The sequence below is a fragment of the Marilutibacter maris genome (assembly GCF_003233695.1).
GTDB lineage: Bacteria > Pseudomonadota > Gammaproteobacteria > Xanthomonadales > Xanthomonadaceae > Marilutibacter > Marilutibacter maris.
Map to the genome: position 1 here is coordinate 506138 of NZ_CP029843.1, position 18475 is coordinate 524612.

Sequence of the window (18475 nt, forward strand, 5' to 3'; positions counted from 1 at the left end):
TGATCTTCTTCCAACGTCCGCTATCGGCGCGCCTCACTGCTGGCGCCAATGGTGCCATGCGGCGGTGGCGCGCGTCGCCGGCATCCTCCCCGATGCCGGCGCGAGTGGGGGCGCCGTGCCGACCGCGGCCGGTGTCAGTGCACCGGTTCGGGCTCGTCGGCGAAGATCTGCGTCTCCATCCAGGCGTAGGCGGCCTCGGCGCCGGGCTGGTTGAACAGCACCATCAGCACGACCCATTTCAGGTCGTCCAGGTCGACCTCGTCCTGGTCCAGCGCCATCGCGCGGTCGAGCACCAGCTCGCGCTGGCCGGCGTCGAGGATGCCGTGCTGCTCCAGGAACAGCAGGAAGCCACGGCAGTCGGTGTCCAGGCGGTCGAGCTCGGGCGCGGCGTAGACCCGGGTCGGGCCGTCGGCGCGCGCGACCGCGGCACTGGGGCGCTGGCGGGCCAGCGCGTCGAGCCATTCGAAGGCCTTGTTGATCTCGGCGGGGCTGAAGCCGGCCTGTCCGAGTTCCTCGAACAGGGGGCCGCCGGTGAGGGAGTCGCGGTCGCGGACCAGGTCCGCCTCGTGGGTGAAGTAGTGCTCGAACAGGTACAGCAGGACGTCCAGGATGCTTTCTTTCATTTCCCTCAGCCTGCGCCGCACGCGGCGCGTTGGGTCAGGATGAATCGCCGGTTTGTGCACCGACGCGGCGGGGGTACCGACCGTGTCCGTTCAGTGGCTTCGGAAGTACCGGCCATGCTGCACCGTCACGCGTCCATCAAGCTCCATGAGCAGCAGCATGGAGGACACTTGGGCGGTCGTCAATCCACTGCGCTCGACCAGTTGATCCATACCGATGGGGTCGTGCCCCAGTGCCTCCCACAATTTGTTGTGGTCGTGGCCGTCGCGCGGGTGGGTGAGACCCAGCCGCGGGGCGGCCCGCCAGGCATCATCGCCCGGCCCCGTGACAGCGGCATGGACGCCGGCGCGGCCTCCGGATGTGGGGGCGGCGGGCGTCGGTTCAAGACGTTGCCGCAGGTCGCCGGCCAGGGCCGCGGCCAGCGCTCCGAGCGCGGCGGTCACCTCGTCGGGGTGCTCGACCAGGGCGGCGCCGTCGCGGATCAGCCGGTGGCAGCCGGCGGCCATCGGGTTGTGGACCGATCCGGGCAGCGCGAACACCTCGCGGCCGGCCTCGGCCGCCAGCCGCGCGGTGATCAGCGCGCCGGAGCGCCGTGCCGCCTCCACCACCACGGTGCCGAGCGTGAGCCCGGCCAGGATGCGGTTGCGGCGCGGGAAGTGTTCCCGCCGCGGGCCGGTCCCCGGCAGGTGCTCGCTGACCACCGCCCCGGCGGCGGCGATGCGGGCGTGCAGGCCGGTGTTGGCGCGGGGGTAGGGCATGTCGGGACCGGTGCCCAGTACCGCGATGGTGGCGGCACCGGCCTCCAGCGCGGCGGTGTGCGCGGCGGTGTCGATGCCATGGGCCAGGCCGCTGGCGATCGCCAGTCCGGCGTGGGCCAGGGCGGTGGCGAACCGGTGGGCGTTGTCGCGGCCGCCGGGGGTGGGGCGGCGGCTGCCGACCACCGCCACCGCCGGATACCAGAGCAGGAGCGGGTCGCCGGCGACGAACAGGGCGAGGGGCGGCGACGCGGCCCGTCGCAGCAGCGGCGGATAGTCCGGGTCGTGCCAGCCGAGCAGGTGGTGGCCGGGCGTGCGCAGCCACTCGAGCGCGCTGGCGAGGGCGGGCGAGGATGGCCGTCGCAGCGCGGCGACCTGCCTGTCGCTCAGACCGCAGGCCCGCCACAGCGGCGCCCCGGCGGACAGCGCCACGAGCGGGCCGCCGCAGCGTTCGAGCAGGGCGCGGCGTGGCGCAGTGGGTCCGCCACAGTCCAGCAGGCGCAGCAGGGCGTGGTGCCGCTCCGTCAGCCGTGGGGCCGCGGGCGTGGCCCCGCCGGAGCGGGCGGGGCGGGGTTCGATCGCATCCATGACCCGAGCCTGGGCCACAAACGAAGACGGCGCCCTCGGGCGCCGTCCAGTGTCCGGATCGGAAACTTCCGATCCTGCCGCGACCCGCTCAGTGGGTCGCGTCCGGGTGCTTGAGGTGGTGGCCGACCTTGACCGGACGGATGCCGTCCATGACCAGGCCGTAGCTGACCTTGTCGAAGGTGCGGAACACCATGATGTGACCGGCGAACTCGTCGGGCAGGCGGGCACGGCTGCTGTCGCCGACCAGGTACTCGCTGCGGTTGGTGCCGATCTTGACCCGGTCGACCGCGTTGCTGCCCTCGCGCCAGCTGGAGAACACGGTGCCGTTGTCGATGCCGTCGCGGGCGCCGACCGACAGCGCGACCACGTCGCGGCGACCGCCGTACTTGATGGCGTCGGCGACCGCCAGGATGCGGGCGCGGCCGTATTCGAAGGTCTGCGTCGGTGCGTGCGGGAAGAACTGCAGGTCGTAGGGCTGCGCCTGCACCGGCACCAGCCGGTCGCCGGCGCGGATCTCGCGACCGGTGTCGTCGACCACCAGGGTCACCACCTCGACACCCTCGACCAGGCCGCGGCTGACCGTCGCGGTGGTCAGCTTGTGCAGCTCGTAGCCGAGCATCTCGCTGCCGTTGTCGGGCGTGAACGCGTCGCTCCAGGCCCGCTCGAAGTCGATGTGGTGGCGCTTGCCGCGGAAGTCGAGATCGTCGCTGTGGAAGCGGTCGCAGCAGGCGGTGCGGTCCAGATGGGTGTAGCGCTGGGTCGGGCGCACCACCGAGTAGCGCTCGCCCGGCTGGGCGTTGTCCAGGCCGGAGACGTAGATCGCCTGGCCCTCGGCGCCGCGCAGGCGGTCCTCCTCCAGGCCGACCACGTAGGGCATGCCCTCGATGCTGTCGACGACGCTGAGATCCTTCAGGAAGGCCTCGACATCGGCCAGCGGCACGCCGGTGATCGGCGCTTCCTGGCGCGGGCCCGGCTCGACGCCGACCCGGTTGAGGTAGGCCAGCGAGATCACGTCGCCCGGATAGATCAGATGCGGGTTGCGGATCTGCGGATTGGCCTGCCAGATCTCCGGCCACAGCCAGGGCTTCTGCAGAAATTTGCCGGCGATGTCCCAGAGGGTATCGCCCCGCTTCACGACATAGGTGTCGGGGTGATCGCCTCGCATTTCGGCCGCGAGGCCATAGGTGGCGATCGTGAACAACGCAGCGGCAACAACCGCGCGAATCGGTTTAAACATGGCAGCCATCTACCTGATTCCCCTTGCAGGTTTGCCCGCGCGCCGTTCCCCGGCGAGGGCCAACGGCACTATAGCCCAGAAGTTACGCGGGGTTGCAAGCCCCGAGCGCCCAATATCGGCGTTACAATCCATGTCCTGCTTGCCTCTGTGACAGGCGCCCCCATTTTTCTATCGTCATGGCACAGCTTCCCATTCTCGAATTTCCCGATTCCCGGCTGCGCACCGTCGCCACGCCGGTCGATCCCGCCCGCGTGACCACGCCGGAGTTCCAGCAACTGCTCGACGACATGTTCGAGACCATGTACGAAGCGCCGGGCATCGGCCTGGCGGCGAGTCAGGTCGACGTGCACCAGCGCTTCATGGTGATAGACGTCAGCGAGGAGCGCGACCGGCCGATGGTCTTCATCAATCCCGAGATCACCGCCCACGACGGCGAGCAGGTCTACCAGGAAGGCTGCCTGTCGGTACCCGGCATCTTCGCCGACGTGACCCGCGCCGACCGCATCACCGTCAACTACCTCGATCGCGACGCCAAGCCGCAGACGCTGGAAGCCGACGGCGTGCTGGCGGTGTGCATCCAGCACGAGATGGACCACCTGCTGGGCAAGTTGTTCGTCGACTATCTGTCGCCGCTCAAGCGCGAGATGGTCCGCAAGAAGCTGGCCAAGGCGCGCCGCAACGCGGCCTGACCGCGGCGGGGCGGCGGTGACCGGCACCGGCGCGCGGGCTTCGGGCCGGTCGAGCGGACGCGTGCCGATCGCGGCGATTGTGCGTAGGCTGCACGCCCCCCTTTCCGGTTGTTCCGCATGAGAATCGTCTTCGCCGGCACCCCCGACTTCGCCGTTCCCTGCCTGCGCGCCGCCGCCCGTCATGGCGAGGTCGTCGCCGTCTACACCCAGCCCGACCGTCCGGCCGGCCGGGGCCGTGGGCTGGCACCGTCGCCGGTCAAGCGGGTGGCGCAGGAGCTGGGCATTGCGGTGGAGCAGCCGGAGAACTTCCGCAGCGCCGCGTCCAAGGCGACCCTGCGCGCGCTGCAGCCGGACCTGATGGTGGTGGTCGCCTACGGCCTGATCCTGCCGCAGTCGGTGCTCGACATCCCCGCCCATGGCTGCTGGAACGTGCATGCCTCGCTGCTGCCGCGCTGGCGCGGCGCGGCGCCGATCCAGCGCGCGATCCAGGCCGGCGACCGCGAAAGCGGGGTCTGCCTGATGCGGATGGAGAAGGGCCTGGACACCGGTCCGGTGCTGCTGTCGCAGTCCCTGTCCATCGGTGCCGAGGAGACCGGCGGGCAGTTGCACGACCGCCTGTCGATGCTCGGTGCGCAGGTCCTGGCCGACGGCCTGGGCCTGCTGCGTGCGGGCATCCTGCCGGTGCCGCAGCCGCAGCCCGAGGAGGGCGTGACCTACGCGCACAAGCTCGACAAGGGCGAGGCGCGGCTCGACTGGAGCCGCCCGGCGGTCGCGCTGGCCGACACCGTGCGCGCGTTCAATCCGTGGCCGGTGGCCGAATGCCAACTGGCCGGCGAGCGCCTGCGCATCCACGGCGCGGTCGCGCTGGATCAGGCGCACGATGCGGTGCCGGGCACCCTGCTGCGCGCCGGTCGCGAGGGGCTCGACGTGGCCTGCGGCGAAGGCGTGCTGCGCATCCGCACCCTGCAGCGCGACGGCGGCAAGGCGATCACCGCGGCCGATTTCCTCAACGCGCGGCAGGAGCTGCTGCGCGCGTAGCGGGCCGGTGACGCCCGCCCGTGGCCGCGATGCGCCGCCACGGTCCCTGTCCTCAACGAGTCGAGCCGATGACCCATACGCCACCGCCAGGACGCCGCCCACGGTCGCCGGGCGCCGCCGCCGCCAATCGGCCGGCCGCGCGCAAGCCGGCCGCGCGGGACCGCGCGCCGTCGGCGCCGGCCGGCAGCGGCGCGGCGGCGCGTGCCTGCGCCGCGCGGGTCCTCGACGCGGTCCTGCACCGTGGCCGCTCGTTGCGGGCCGAGCTGGCCGGGGCGTTGCCGGGACTGGAGGATCCGCGCGACCGCGCCCTGGTCGAGACCCTGTGCTTCGCCGTGCTGCGCCAGCCCGGCCGCTACGCCGCGGCGCTGGCGGCGTGGATGCCGAAGCCGCCCGGACGCCGCGACGGCGAGCTGCGCGCACTGCTGTACCTGGGATTCGCCCAGCTCGATCCGTTGCGCCTGCCCGCGCACGCGGCGCTGGCCGCCACCGTCGAGGCCACGCGCCTGCTCGGCCGTCGTCACCAGGCCGGCCTGGTCAACGCGTTGCTGCGGCGCGCCCAGCGCGATGGCCTGCCCGCCGGCGATCCGGCCGACGACTGGCCGCAGTGGCTGCGCAGCCGCATCCGTGAGGACTGGCCGGAACAGGCCGCGGCGGTGTTCGCCGCCAGTGTCGCCGAGCCGCCGTTGTGGTTGCGGGTCAATCGTCGGCGCGGCAGCCGCGACGCCTATCTCGAACGCCTGCGCGAGGCCGGCATCGCCGCGACCGCCAGTGCCGACGCCGCCGACGCGCTGCGCCTGGAGGCTTCGATGCCGGTGGCGGCGCTGCCGGGTTTCGCCGACGGTGCGGTGTCGGTGCAGGACCTGTCGGCGCAATGCGTGGCCGGATTGCTGGCGCCCGCCGCCGGCGACCGGGTGCTCGATGCCTGCGCCGCGCCCGGCGGCAAGACCGCGCATCTGCTGGAGTCGGAACCGTCGCTGCGGGTGACCGCGCTGGACGTCGACCAGCGGCGCCTGGCGCGGGTCCGAGACACCCTGCAACGTCTGCACCCGGACCTGGAGGCGCGCCTGCTCGCCGCCGACGCGACCGCGGTCGCCGACTGGTGGGACGGCCAGGCCTTCGACGCGATCCTGCTCGATGCGCCGTGTTCGGCCACCGGCATCGTCCGCCGCCAGCCGGACGTGCGTCTGCACCGGCGCGCGAGCGATGTCGAGGCGCTGGTGGCGCTGCAGGCGCGACTGCTGGATGCGCTGTGGACCACGCTGCGCCCCGGTGGCGCACTGGTCTATGCGACCTGTTCGATCCTCAAGGCCGAGAACGCCGATCAGGTCGAGGCCTTCCTCGCGCGCACCGCCGATGCCAGTGCCGAATCGTTGCCGGCGGCGCTGGGCGAGATCAGCGGGCCCGGCCGCCAGCGGCTGCCGGGCGAGGGCGGCGGCGACGGCTTCTTCTACGCGCGTTTGCGCAAGGCCTGACAGGCCGTCGCACTACGACATTTTTCCGACAAGAGTGTCGTCGCCGGCCCGTATCATGCCGGCCATGATTCGCACCGCTCTTGCCGGCGATCCGCGCCGCGCCCCCTGGCTCAATGCTTCCAGCCTGTTCTGGATCGCCGCGCTGCTGGTCCTGGGCGCCGGCCTGGGGCTGCGCGACCCGTGGCCGGCCGACGAGCCGCGCTTCGCCCTGGTCGCCAAGCATATGGTCGAGAGCGGCGACTGGCTGTTCCCGCACCGCGGCGGCGAGCTGTACCCGGACAAGCCGCCGTTGTTCATGTGGTTGCAGGCGGTGTTCTATGCGTTGTCGGGCAACCTGCGGCTGGCCTTCCTGCTGCCCTCGCTGCTGGCGGCGCTGGGCACCCTGTGGCTGGTGCGCGACCTCGGACGCCGGCTGTGGTCGGAACAGGCCGGCGCATACGCCGCATGGGCGCTGCTGTTCGCGCTGCAGTTCACCTGGCAGGCCAAGCGTGCGCAGATCGATCCGACGGTCACCTTCTTCATCACCCTGTCGGTGTACGCGCTGCTGCGCCACCTGTTGCAGGGGCCGGACGCGCGCTGGTGGATGCTGGGCTGGTTCGCGGCCGGGCTGGGCGTGATCAGCAAGGGGGTGGGCGTGGTCGCCCTGCTGGTGTTGCTGCCGGCAGCCTGGGCGCGCTGGCGCGGCTGGGACGGCATCGCGGCGATGCGCGGGCCGCGCTTCTGGCTGGGGCCGCTGGCGTTGCTGCTGCCGCTGGCGGCCTGGCTGCTGCCGATGCTGATGGCCGTGCATGCCAGCGGCGATCCGGCGCTGCAGGCCTATGCCGACAACATCCTGTTCCGGCAGACCGCCAAGCGCTACGTCGACCCGTGGCACCACCATCAGCCGTTCTGGTACTTCGGCAAGGTGATCCTGAGCCAGTGGCTGCCGACGGTTCTGGCGCTGCCGTGGATGCTGCGGCCGTGGTGCACCGCGCTGCGCGCGCGCGATCCGCGCATTCTGCTGCCGCTGGCCTGGGTGCTGCTGGTGGTGCTGTTCTTCAGCCTCAGCAGCGGCAAGCGCGAGGTCTACATCCTGCCGGCGCTGCCGATGCTGTGCCTGGCGATGGGGCCGTATCTGGCCGGGGTGCTGGAGCGGCCGTGGCCGCGCCGGCTGGGCTTCGGCTTCGCCCTGCTGCTGGTGCTGGCGTTCGCTGCGGTCGGCGCGGCGCTGGCGTTCTCCGAGCCGGCCTTCGAGCAGAAGTTCGAGGCCGCGCGCGGCGTCGCCCACGGCGGCGACGCGGTCGGCTGGCTGATGCTGGCGATCGCCTCGTTCGGTGGGGCGGCGCTGGCGTGGTGGCGGGTCGCGCGCGGCGAGCTTGCGCTGGCCTGGACCCTGGCCGGGTTGTGGGTCGGGGTGAGCCTGTTCGGCTATCCGTTGTTCAACGACGCCAGCTCGGCGCGCGGGCTGATGCGCACGGTGGGGGAAGCGATCGGTGCCGATGCCGAACTGGGTCTGGTCGCCTGGAAGGAGCAGAACCTGCTGATGGCCGACCGCGAGGTCGTCGAGTTCGGATTCCTCCAGTCCCGCCAGGTGCAGCTGGAGCGTGCGATCGCCTGGCAGGCGCAGGCGCCGGACACACGTTGGCTGCTGGTGCGGGAGTCGGCGTTGCCCGAATGCGCGGACCGTTCGCACGGGCGACTGGCCGGCAGCGCCAATCGACGCAACTGGTGGTTGCTGCGCGCCGGGGCCTGGGGCGGTTGCGCGGGCGGGCTGAGCGTGCCCGGAGCCGGTGGCGAGGATGAGGACGCCGACGACGGCGGCTAGGCGGGCCGTCGCTCAGGGATCGATCCAGGCCTGCCTGAGCCAGTCGACGTTGCCGATGCGCCGGTGCAGTCGGTGGCCGCCGCCGGCGACGACCTCCGACATCTTCAGGCGTCCGGCGAACACCACGATCCGGGCCCCGGAAGGCAGTTTCGGATCGCTGAAGTAGTTGCGCGGGAACGGCGCGATGCAGTCGTTCTTGAAGCTCACGCACCAGCCGCGCGGCCAGTATTCCAGTTCGCCGTGCGCCTCCAGCTGAGCGCTCTGGTACTGCTGCGACATCGGGTACTGCCGCGTCGCCGCGTCGGGATCGGCGACGAAGTTGTCGAGGATGTAGGCGTGCTGGCCGACCTCGAAGCGGAACACCGAGGAGTTGCCGATCATCTGCAGGAAGCGGTCGCGCTGCGGATTGAGCTTGCGCCTGAGCTTGCGCTTGAACAGGTCGGCGTCGCGGATGATGTGGAAGCGGCCGGGCAGGTCGAAGAACGGGTCCAGCGAGTCGACCACCACCAGGTCCAGGTCCAGGAACAGGGTCGGGCCCTGCAGGTCGGCCAACGGGTGGCCGAACACCGCCAGCTTCTGCCAGCGGCGGTCGTTGTGACCGGCCGGCAGGCCCAGCGGCGGCAGCGGCATCGCCTCGATGCCCGGCGCCAGCCCTTCGTCGGTGTCGGTGAAGCAGACGAAGCGGTGCGGCCGCGACAGGTGGCGTCGCACGCCCGCATAGAGGCGGTTGACGTACTCGGGTCCGTACATCGCCCCCCATTTCATGCAGATTACGTTGACGGGAGCGGTCATGCGTGGTTCGCGGCCTGGGCGGGTCTCAAACCGCAAGCATAGCCCGAGTGGGGCGGCGAAATCCCGGCGCGCGGCTCAGCGGGCGAGCATCGCCTGGATGCGCTGGGCGATCGTCGACGCGTCGTTGCGCAGGCCCAGCGCGCGCGCGCGGCCGCGCAGACCGTCCAGGTCGGCATCCGCCGCGTCCTGCCAGGCGGTGGCGATCGCCGTGCGTTCCGCGGCGCAGGTCAGGACCGCGTCGCGGGCGGCGAACGCGGCGATCCGCTGCGCCTGTTCCTCTTGCATCGGTATCGCCAGGCACGGTGCGCCCAGGGTCAGGGCCTGCACCAGCGTGCCGCCGCCGTTGACCACGTTCAGTCGCGCGCCCTCGACCAGGCCCATCAGGATCCGGTTGGGCATGCGCGGCAGACCGATCCAGCCGGCCGGCAGGGCGTGATCGCCGGGATCGACCACCAGCACCGGCAGCGTCGTGCGCAGGGCCGAGCCGGCTTCCGCCAGCAACGGCACCGGGGCCAGGCCATCCACCGTGTAGCCGGCGCCGCCCGGGCAGGCGAGCATGTACCGGCCGGGTGCCAGGCCATGTTCGGCGAGCAGGCGCGAGGCCGCCGCGGTATCGGGCGCCTCGAACACGGCATTGAAGTACTCGAACCGGGTCCGCCGCAGCAACCAGCGGCCGAGCCGTTCCGGCCAGGGCGGCGCGGCGCCGAGGCGTTCGGGGGCGAGTATCCAGTGCGCGTCGAGCAGGGTGCGCTTGCGCGGATCCAGTCCACGCCAGCGCGAGTTGGGCCTGACGCTGAGGTAGGCGGTGCGGCTGCCGGCCGCGCGCGCCGCACGCAGCGCCGACATCCGCAGGGTGCTGTCGAACACGCACAGGTCGGGGGCGAAGTCGGCGATCGCCGCGATGACCTCGGGTTCGCTGCGGGTCGGCGAGCCCGGCAACGGCGTCCGTTGGAACTCCTCGCACGGGAACGGCGCCTGTGCGTGGGCCAGGAAGCGGATGTCGGTATCGCCGCCCTGCGCGCGCAGGGTTCGCGCCAGGATCAGGCTGCGTTGCAACTCGCCGCCGCCGCGCCCGCCGCTGACCGGAATGAACAGTACGCGTCGTGGCATCGGCGCTTGCTTGCTCGGCGAAAGAAGGCGGTGGCAGTATACCGGGCGGTCCGCGCGTCCGGGCCATGCCGCGCCGCGCCGGACCTGCTGCTCCGGCCTGCCGTCCGTTCCAGTCAAGCCTGCTCCAATCCAGCCCGCTTCCAAACAAGGTGCAGCGTGCCGCCGTGACGACGACCTTCTTCCTCGACGTGCCGGACGCGGCGCTGGCCGACTGGCGCGCACTCGATCCCGATCGCGAACCGCAGCGGCTGGTGCTCGGCGAGCACTACTGGATCGTGCTCAGCTACCTGCGGCTGCGTGCGGCCGGGCTCGACGTGCGGCTGGACAACGATGTGCCCGCGACCGGGCCGGTGCTGTTCTACGCCGGCGACAAGCGCGCGCTCTGGCGGCGCTGCCGGCGCAACCGCAGCCGCGCGCTGCTGGTGGCGGTGCGCAGCGATCGCCATCCGGTCGGTTTCGCCGATGTCGAAGTGGTGCAGAACGCCGAGTCGGCCGATGGTCGGCGTGCCCTGCACGTGCCGCACTGGTCGCAGCCGGGGCTGGTCGCGCGCGACCCCGCGCGCGGCGACCGTCCGCGCACGATCCTGTATCCGGGGACCCCGCGGAACCTGCATCCGGGGTTCAACGAAGCGGCGTGGCTGGAGTTCCTCGATCGTCATGGCCTGCGGTTCCAGTGCCATGCGGCGGCCGCCGACGGCACGCCGCCCGACTACCACGATTTCCGCGAGGTCGACCTGCTGCTGGCGACCCGGCCCAGCGGCGCCCGGCTGGTGCGCAACAAGCCGGCGTGGAAGCTGTTCAATGCCTGGCTGGCCGGGGTGCCGGCCCTGCTCGGGCCGGAGTCCGGTTACCGCGAGTTGCGCGAGGGGCCGCTGGACTTCATCGAGGTCGACGGTCCGGACGCGGCGATGGTGGAGATCGGACGCCTGCTCGACGATCCGGGTCTGTACCGGGCGATGGTCGACAATGGCCTGCGCCGCGGCGCCGGGTTCACCGACGCGGCCACCGCCGGGCGCTGGAGGCTGCTGATCGAAGACGTGCTGGAGCCACGCGCGCGGCAGCTGGCCGGACGGCCGGCTCCGGGATGGCGTCGGCGCGCGCGCGATCTGTCGATGCGGCTGCGGCGGGCCCTGCACGGCAAGGGCTGAGCGTCCGCGGCGCGGCGCCCGCCCCTACCAGTGCAATGGGCGCTGCGCGAGGGCGTGGGCGAGGCGCTGGTACAGCGCGCGGGCGTCGGCCTCGGGCAGGAAGCGGATCCGCAGCGGCGGCGCCATGGTGCCGGCGCCGGCGGTGTCGAGCTTCAGCGTCGCGGTGCCGAAGTGGCGGTCCAGCGGCGTCCGCACCAGTTGCAGCGCCTGCAGCTTGTCGATCTCGGCGAAGCGCCAGTGCCGGCTCCACCAGCCTTCGCGTACCGCGACCAGCTCCTCGCCCAGCGCATAGCCGATCCGCCGCGCGAGCTGGCGTGCCTTGAATGCCGCCACCGGCAGCCACAACAGGACCAGCAGGCCCCAGTAGCCGAACCGCCAGCAGGCGAGCGCCGTCAGCAGCAGGGTGATCGGCAGCGAGGGCAGGAACAGTCGCCACCAGGCCACGTCCGGCACCGCCCGCCACGCCAGCGCGGTCCAGCCGGCCTTCGGCAGCAGGTGGTCGACCAGCGCGTCGCAGGCGTCCGGCGTCGCGATCGGGGCCAGCTCCCGCAATGCGCGTTGTTGCTGGCTGTGCGCGGAGACCGCGGTGTCGACGTCCAGGCTGCGACGGCGGAACAGCCGGTGCAGCAGGCTCTCGCGCAGGGTCCAGGACTGGATGCGACGGCGCGGCACGCTGGTGCGCCAGCGCGCCAGCAGGCCGCGTTCGACGGTCAGCCGCCGGCCACGCTCGCTGAGGGTGAAGCCGTGGAACTGCAGCAGCGCCAACGCGATCGACAACAGCCGCACCAGCACGATCAGCGCCAGCAGCACCATCGCCGCGCCGATCGCGTAGTCGGCCGCGCCCAGGTGATGGTTGTCGGCCCAGACCGCGGCCACGCGCAGGTCCTGCTCGGCCTGCTTCTCCAGGTAGTCCTCGACCGCGTCCTCGGGCCCGAACTGGCTCAGCGCCGCCATCGCCGCCGCGACCACGACCATGCCGCGGTTGGAGATCAGGCCCAGCCGCACCAGCTCGCCCAGCGGCAGCGTCAGCAGCGGCCGGGGCGCGGCCTCCCGGGATTCCTCCGCCGCGCCGTCGACGGCGCGGCCGCGCTGGCGGATCAGCACTTCCAGCGCGAGCGCGTCGCCGAGCTTGAGCACCCGCATCTCCGCCTCCGGTTTCTGTCCGCCGGCCGACTCCAGCCGCACCTCGGCGACACCGAACACCCGGTGCAGCAGGGTCTGCTGCAGCGCCACGTTGTGGATGCGCGCGAACGGGATCACCCGCAGGCTGCGCTCCAGCCGCCCGCTGCGCACCACCAGGGCGTCGTCGACGATCCCGTAGCGGTAGGTGAAGTACTGCCACAGCGACAGCGCGACCAGGACGCCGACGCCGACCAGGCCCCACAACTGGTACATGTGGCCCTCGCCCCTGCCGAACAGCAGCATCAGGGCGAGCGGCACGATGAACGACTTCAGCTGCTGGGCCAGCACGAACAGCCACGACATCGGGTGCAGGCGCCGGTCGGCGTCCTGCGCGGTCGCGTCCGGTGCCGCCGGCGGCATCGGCGTCGGCACGGTTGCGGGCTCAGTCGTCATCGTGGTCGATCTGGCGGCCGAGGTGGTCGCGCAGGGCTTCGGCGTCGTCCAGGTCGAGGTTGGGGACGCTGACCGAGCTGTGCGCGGTGCCGGCGGTGTGCACCACCAGGGTCGCCAGCGCGCGGCGCCGCTGCAGCGGACCGCGCCTGAGGTCCAGGTGCTGCACGCGGGTGGTCGGCACCCGGGTCTCGCGCTGCCACAGCCGGCCGCGCCGCACCGCGAGTCCGTGGCCGTCGAGGCGCCAGCGGGTGAAGCGGTGGTTCTTGTGGCCGAACCAGACGCCGAACAGCGCCGCCGGCAGCGCAATCGCGGCGATCGCCGCGATCAGCACGTACAGGCGCGGCCACTGGTCGATCTCGCTGGCGGCCACCAGCCCGGCCACGCTGCCGGCGATCAGGCCCAGGCCGCCGAACGAGATCGCGCCGCCGAGCAGGAACAGCGGGCGCGCACGCGCGGGCAGGGGATTCCAGTCCCGGGGTTCCGGTACGGGGGCGGGGTCGTGTTCGCGATCGAAGGCGGTTTCGGCGGGCGTGTTCATCGGTCGGTGGGGTGGGCGGGCTCGTGTTCGACGTAGGCGCGGCCGGACTGGTACAGGGTCAGCCGTGCCCGCATTTTCTTGCGTTCCTCGGGCGGTATGTCGACATCGTCGAGCCCGGTGAGGGCCTCGCGCTGGTATTCGACCGCCTGCCGGAAGTCCTCGTTGGCGGCGAAGGCTGCGGCCAGGGTATCGAGTTTGGCGGCCTCCAGTTCGTCGCGGCGGTCGATCATGGGCCGGGCCAGTGCGAGGGCCGCGGCCGGGTCGCGCTGGTCGGCGATCGGGCAGGTCGCCAGTATCCAGATGCGGTCGTTGCGCGCCGCTTCGAAGCCGGCGTTCTCGGCCCTGGCCATCCACTGCGCGCCGGTGGTGCAATTCTGTTCCAGCCCCGCCGTGCCGTCGGCGTGGAACTGGCCGTAGAGCGCCATCGCCAGCGGAAGCCCGGCCTGCGCGGCGCGTTGCAGGTGGGGCAACGTGTCGCGTATCGCCTCCGGCGTCGGTGCGGTGTCGACCGCGTCGGTGGCGAGTCGTATCCGCACCACATCCATCGCCGCTTCCGCATGGCCATTGGCGCTCGCGGCTTCGAGCATTTCCAGACCGCTTTGCGGGTCGTGCGGCACCTGCGCCGACTGGTCGCCGCTGTAGAGCAGGTTGCCGTATATCCACTGCGCGCGCGCCTCGCCGTACCCGGCCAGGGTGCGGGTGGCCGCGGCGTGCACGCGGGTGCGGTACCCGTAGTCCGGCCAGGCCCGGTCGAGCCGGGCGCGGGCCTGGGCATCGTCGACGAGCGGCCGCTTGTGGTCGCTGAAAACGGGTGTGGAGCGCTTCTCGGTACCCGACGCATGGTCGAGCAGATGTTCCATCAACTTCGCCTCGCCGCCATCGGCCCCGGCTTCCTTGTCGAGCAATCGCGAAAGTTCGTTCACGAACCCTTCCGGCCGCGGACGCCACCGGCCCCGCTCGAGGACGAGCGACGGGCCGAACCTGTAGTGATCCTCGGCGGGCGCCGCGAGCTCGCCCATCGCCAGGTCCGACCAGATCAGGGTGACCCGGAGCAATGGCCGCAACGTGATGCCCTTGTGCCTGACGAGCGCGCTGCACAGGCCGCTGCGGACGCACAGCCGATAGGTGTCGCGCCCGTCCAGCGCGGCCAGGTCGACCTCCTCGCGCATGCTGCGCAGGCCGTAGACGACGAACCGGTCGGCCGAAGGCAGGCGGTCGACCTGTTCGGCCGAGGCGAAGCGCGCCGCATCGCGCAGGAAGGCGTAGTGACGGACCGTGGAATCGGCCACCAGGTCGGCGATCCGGTCGTTGCGTGTTGCATGGCCGGCGCGAAAGCCTTCCCAGGCCTGTTTGACCGCCTCCATCGCCGCGGTGGTGGCCGCCGGGGCCGGCTCTGCGGCTGCGCCGGCCGATGCCGGGAACGCGGCGAGGGCCAGCCAGAGTGCGACGGGCCCGAGGTGTCTGCGGTGCATCGATTCCCTCCCTGGATTGGACCGTCCTTTCGATCGTGGTCGACCGGGCGGCGCGCGCGATCGGGCCCGCACGCGCCGGGTCAGCCGGTCTTGTACGGATTCCTTTCGCCCGAACCCGGCGGCCTGAGGGTATAGCGTTTGTAGGTCCACTGGTATTGGGCCGGATCGCGGCGGGCGATGCGCTCGACGCAGCGGTTGAGCGCGGCCACCGCGACCCGGGGGTCGGCCGCGGCGATGTCCGCCGGCGCGGCCTCGACGTGCAGGGCGAAGCCGGGGCCGTCGGCCTGGGTATCGACGCGCTCGCACCAGGCGAACAGCACGGTCGCGCCGGTACGCTGGGCGAGCCGGCCGAGCAGGGTCATGGTGAACGCCTCCACCCCGAAGAACGGCGCGAATTCGCCGTCGCCGGCCTTGGGTTGCTGGTCGGGCAGGATGCCGACCACGCCGCCGCCGCCCAGGCGCTTGAACAGCTGGCGCACCGCCGGCCCCTCGGCGCGGATCTGGGTGACCCGGTCGGCGGCGTCGCCGTGGGCGGCGCGGACCCGGTTGAGGAAGGCCTCGCCGATCGCCGATTCCGGCGGCCGGTACAGGATCGCCAGCGCGGTGCGCTGGGCCAGCCACTGGTTCAGCAATTCCCAGTTGCCGTGGTGCGGCGCGGCGACGATCACCCCGTTGCCGGCGGCGATCGCGGCATCGAACAGTTCGGTGCCGTGGCTGTGGCGGATGCTGCGCAGGTTGCGCGCGTGCGGGCGCGTCCACAGCCGCACGGTCTCCAGCGCCTGGCGCGCGGTGGTGCGCAGGATCTGGCGGTGCCATTGCGCGCGCTCGGCCGGCAGCAGGTCCGGGTAGGCCAGCTCGAGGTTGCGGCGGGCGACCCGGCTTTCGCGGGCGTCCAGGCGCAGCCACAACGCGGCCAGGCCGTCGCCCAGGCGCATCAGCCAAGGCCAGGGCAGGCGTCCGATCGCTGCGGCGAGGAAGTAGAGCAGGTGGGCGGCGAACTTGGCCACGGAGACAGGAGTGAGTGGGTAGGAGTGAGAAGCGGGAGAAAGGCCGCGGCGCGGAGCTGGCGAAGCAATTGGGCGAAGCGATTGCCTGTACTCTAGCGTCTCACCTCCACACTCTCACTCCTCCACCTTGCTTGCCCTGATCCAGCGCGTCACCGAAGCCAGCGTCAAGGTCGAAGGCGAAACCGTCGGCGCGATCGGGCCCGGCCTGCTGGCCCTGGTCGGGGTCGAGCCGGGCGATGGCGAGGCCCAGGTCCGCCGCATCGCCGAGCGGTTGCTGAACTACCGGGTGTTCGCCGATGCCGACGGCCGGATGAACCTGGGCCTGGCCCAGACCGGTGGCGGCCTGTTGCTGGTCAGCCAGTTCACCCTGGCCGCCGACACCCGCAGCGGCCTGCGCCCGGGTTTCTCGACCGCCGCCGCGCCGGCCGAGGCTGAACGGATATTCAGCGGGTTGGTGGCGATCTGTCGGGAAAAACACCCCGGGGGGGTGGAAACCGGGCGGTTCGGTGCCCATATGGAGGTCAGCCTGGTCAACGACGGCCCGGTCACGTTCCTGCTGAAAGCCTGATACCGGTCGCCAGGTGGCGAGCGGTAGGCGGTCTTCATCCCCCTGTGCCGGCAAGGTCGGCGCCGGGCTGGTATACTGGAGCGTTCCCTATTCTCCTTCTTCCGCGGTGGCGAGCCCTATGGCCAACGAACGTCAGGCCCCTCAGTCCGACATCAAGCAGCTGATCAGCAAGGGCCTGGAACAGGGCTATCTGACCTATGCCGAGGTCAACGATCATCTGCCCGACGACATCGTCGATCCGGAGCAGATCGAAGACATCATCGGCATGATCAACGGCATGGGTATCGAGGTGCACGAGGTTGCCCCCGATGCCGAGACCCTGCTGATCACCGGCGAAGGCAGCAATCGCGACGTCGACGACACCGCCGCCGAAGAAGCGGCCGCGGCGCTGACCGGCCTCGACACCGAGGGCGGCCGCACCACCGACCCGGTGCGCATGTACATGCGCGAGATGGGCACGGTCGAGCTGCTGACCCGCGAGGGCGAGATCGCGATCGCCAAGCGCATCGAGGACGGCCTGTCGCAGGTCCAGGCCTCGCTGGGCCTGTTCCCGTCCACCATCGAGCTGATCCTCGCCGACTACGCCGAGTACAAGGAAAGCCGCAAGCGCCTGGCCGAGCTCGTCGTCGGATTCAACGACGAGCTGCTCGAGGAGCAGCAGCAGGAAGAGGCGCTGCGCAACGGCGAGGAGCTGCCCGACAACAGCAACGACGACGACAGCGACGACGACGACGACAGCGACGACGACGACGACGACAGCGACTCCAACGAGGACGCGCCGACCGGCCCCGATCCGGCCGAGGTCGACGCGCGCCTGGGCTCGATCGTCGAGAACTACGCCAAGTTCGAGAAGGCCTACGCCAAGCACGGTCCCAGCCACAAGACCGTGATCAAGCTGCGCGAGGAAATGGCGGCCACCTTCATCACCCTGAAGCTGCCGCTGCCGCTGACCGACGTGCTGGTCAACAACCTGCGCGACGTGGTCATGCAGGTGAAGCGCCACGAGCGCCGCATCCTCGAGCTGGCCACCCGCGTCGCCAAGATGCCGCGCAAGGACTTCATCCGCGCGTGGGAAGGCAACCAGACCAACCTGGGCTGGGTCGACGAGCTGCTCAAGCGCAAGCAGAAGTGGGCCTCGGGCCTGCGCGAGGTCAAGGACCAGATCGTCGCCGAGCAGCAGGCGACCATCGACCTGGAGAAGTCGATGCGGCTGACCCTGGCCGACCTCAAGGAAATCAGCCGGGCGATGGCCTACGGCGAAGCCAAGGCGCGCAAGGCCAAGAAGGAAATGGTCGAGGCCAACCTGCGCCTGGTGATCTCGATCGCCAAGAAGTACACCAACCGCGGCCTGCAGTTCCTGGACCTGATCCAGGAGGGCAACATCGGCCTGATGAAGGCGGTCGACAAGTTCGAGCACCGCCGCGGCTTCAAGTTCTCGACCTACGCGACCTGGTGGATCCGCCAGGCGATCACCCGCTCGATCGCCGACCAGGCGCGCACCATCCGCATCCCGGTGCACATGATCGAGACGATCAACAAGCTCAACCGCATCTCCCGCCAGATGCTCCAGCAGTACGGCCGCGAGGCCACGCCGGAGGAATTGGCCAAGGAGATGGACATGCCCGAGGACAAGATCCGCAAGGTGATGAAGATCGCCAAGGAGCCGATCTCGATGGAAACCCCGATCGGCGACGACGAGGACAGCCATCTGGGCGACTTCATCGAGGACACCAATGCCGAGTCCCCGATCGACGCGACCACCAACATCAACCTGTCCGAGACCGTCCGCGACGTGCTCGCCGGGCTGACCCCGCGCGAGGCCAAGGTCCTGCGCATGCGCTTCGGCATCGACATGAACACCGACCACACCCTGGAGGAGGTCGGCAAGCAGTTCGACGTCACCCGCGAGCGCATCCGCCAGATCGAGGCCAAGGCGCTGCGCAAGCTGCGTCACCCGAGCCGTTCGGAACAGCTGCGCAGCTTCCTCGATATCGACTGAGCCGCAGCGCGTTCCGCGAACGAAGGCCCGCCCCGAGCGGGCCTTCTTTTTGCCCGCGCGTC

Annotated in this window: 16 protein-coding genes; 7 read left to right on the forward strand and 9 right to left on the reverse strand. The window is 71.3% G+C overall.

Annotated features, from left to right (window positions below; all coding sequences use genetic code 11):
- Positions 1-134: 134 nt before the first annotated feature.
- The 3 genes from C9I47_RS02240 to C9I47_RS02250 form a co-directional block, all read right to left on the reverse strand.
- Entirely contained in the window at positions 135-623 is a 489-nt protein-coding gene (locus tag C9I47_RS02240) for a DUF494 family protein (protein WP_111265296.1), read from the reverse strand.
- 90 nt (positions 624-713) lie between these two features.
- On the reverse strand, positions 714-1964 hold the full coding sequence (gene dprA, locus C9I47_RS02245; RefSeq protein WP_111265297.1) for a DNA-processing protein DprA: 1251 nt from the start codon (positions 1962-1964) through the stop codon (positions 714-716).
- 88 nt (positions 1965-2052) lie between these two features.
- A complete protein-coding gene (locus C9I47_RS02250; protein WP_111265298.1) occupies positions 2053-3201 on the reverse strand; it encodes a LysM peptidoglycan-binding domain-containing protein in 1149 nt (382 codons plus the stop codon).
- A 176-nt stretch (positions 3202-3377) separates the two neighbouring features.
- Between C9I47_RS02250 and def the strand changes: the two genes are divergently transcribed.
- The 4 genes from def to C9I47_RS02270 all read left to right on the forward strand — a co-directional run bounded on the left by def (position 3378) and on the right by C9I47_RS02270 (position 8204).
- On the forward strand, positions 3378-3890 hold the full coding sequence (gene def / locus C9I47_RS02255) for a peptide deformylase (RefSeq protein WP_111265299.1): 513 nt from the start codon (positions 3378-3380) through the stop codon (positions 3888-3890).
- A gap of 117 nt (positions 3891-4007) precedes the next feature.
- Positions 4008-4928 carry a methionyl-tRNA formyltransferase gene (gene fmt, locus C9I47_RS02260; RefSeq protein WP_111265300.1) on the forward strand — a complete coding sequence of 307 codons (921 nt, stop codon included), beginning with the start codon at positions 4008-4010 and terminating at the stop codon, positions 4926-4928.
- Positions 4929-4996: 68 nt separating this feature from the next.
- The gene (gene rsmB / locus C9I47_RS02265) at positions 4997-6400 is read left to right on the forward strand and encodes a 16S rRNA (cytosine(967)-C(5))-methyltransferase RsmB (RefSeq protein WP_111265301.1); all 1404 of its coding nucleotides are present in this window, start codon (positions 4997-4999) and stop codon (positions 6398-6400) included.
- Positions 6401-6464: 64 nt separating this feature from the next.
- Positions 6465-8204, forward strand: a complete 1740-nt coding sequence (locus C9I47_RS02270; RefSeq protein ID WP_111265302.1) for an ArnT family glycosyltransferase — start codon at positions 6465-6467, stop codon at positions 8202-8204.
- 12 nt (positions 8205-8216) lie between these two features.
- On the opposite strand, the gene C9I47_RS02275 is transcribed toward C9I47_RS02270, so the two are convergent.
- Both C9I47_RS02275 and C9I47_RS02280 read right to left on the reverse strand, forming a co-directional pair.
- A complete protein-coding gene (locus C9I47_RS02275; RefSeq protein ID WP_111265303.1) occupies positions 8217-8996 on the reverse strand; it encodes a hypothetical protein in 780 nt (259 codons plus the stop codon).
- A gap of 75 nt (positions 8997-9071) precedes the next feature.
- Positions 9072-10106, reverse strand: a complete 1035-nt coding sequence (locus C9I47_RS02280; RefSeq protein ID WP_111265304.1) for a hypothetical protein — start codon at positions 10104-10106, stop codon at positions 9072-9074.
- A 164-nt stretch (positions 10107-10270) separates the two neighbouring features.
- On the opposite strand from C9I47_RS02280, the gene C9I47_RS02285 reads away from it, so the two are divergent.
- Positions 10271-11254, forward strand: coding sequence for a glycosyltransferase (locus C9I47_RS02285; RefSeq protein WP_145985404.1), 984 nt, complete (start codon positions 10271-10273; stop codon positions 11252-11254).
- Positions 11255-11278: 24 nt separating this feature from the next.
- Here the strand turns inward: C9I47_RS02285 and C9I47_RS02290 are convergent, their stop codons facing one another.
- The 4 genes from C9I47_RS02290 to C9I47_RS02305 form a co-directional block, all read right to left on the reverse strand.
- Positions 11279-12796 (reverse strand): PH domain-containing protein, encoded by a 1518-nt coding sequence (locus C9I47_RS02290; protein WP_111267909.1) that lies wholly within the window; start codon positions 12794-12796, stop codon positions 11279-11281.
- A gap of 22 nt (positions 12797-12818) precedes the next feature.
- Positions 12819-13367, reverse strand: a complete 549-nt coding sequence (locus tag C9I47_RS02295) for a PH domain-containing protein (RefSeq protein ID WP_111265306.1) — start codon at positions 13365-13367, stop codon at positions 12819-12821.
- Positions 13364-14839 (reverse strand): SEL1-like repeat protein, encoded by a 1476-nt coding sequence (locus tag C9I47_RS02300; RefSeq protein WP_111265307.1) that lies wholly within the window; start codon positions 14837-14839, stop codon positions 13364-13366. The genes C9I47_RS02295 and C9I47_RS02300 overlap by 4 nt, the downstream gene beginning before the upstream one ends.
- Positions 14840-14919: 80 nt before the next feature.
- On the reverse strand, positions 14920-15846 hold the full coding sequence (locus C9I47_RS02305; RefSeq protein ID WP_141481669.1) for a lauroyl acyltransferase: 927 nt from the start codon (positions 15844-15846) through the stop codon (positions 14920-14922).
- Positions 15847-15973: 127 nt separating this feature from the next.
- Between C9I47_RS02305 and dtd the strand changes: the two genes are divergently transcribed.
- Positions 15974-16414, forward strand: a complete 441-nt coding sequence (gene dtd / locus C9I47_RS02310; RefSeq protein ID WP_111265309.1) for a D-aminoacyl-tRNA deacylase — start codon at positions 15974-15976, stop codon at positions 16412-16414.
- A gap of 118 nt (positions 16415-16532) precedes the next feature.
- Positions 16533-18413, forward strand: coding sequence for an RNA polymerase sigma factor RpoD (gene rpoD / locus C9I47_RS02315; protein ID WP_111265310.1), 1881 nt, complete (start codon positions 16533-16535; stop codon positions 18411-18413).
- Positions 18414-18475 lie beyond the last annotated feature (62 nt).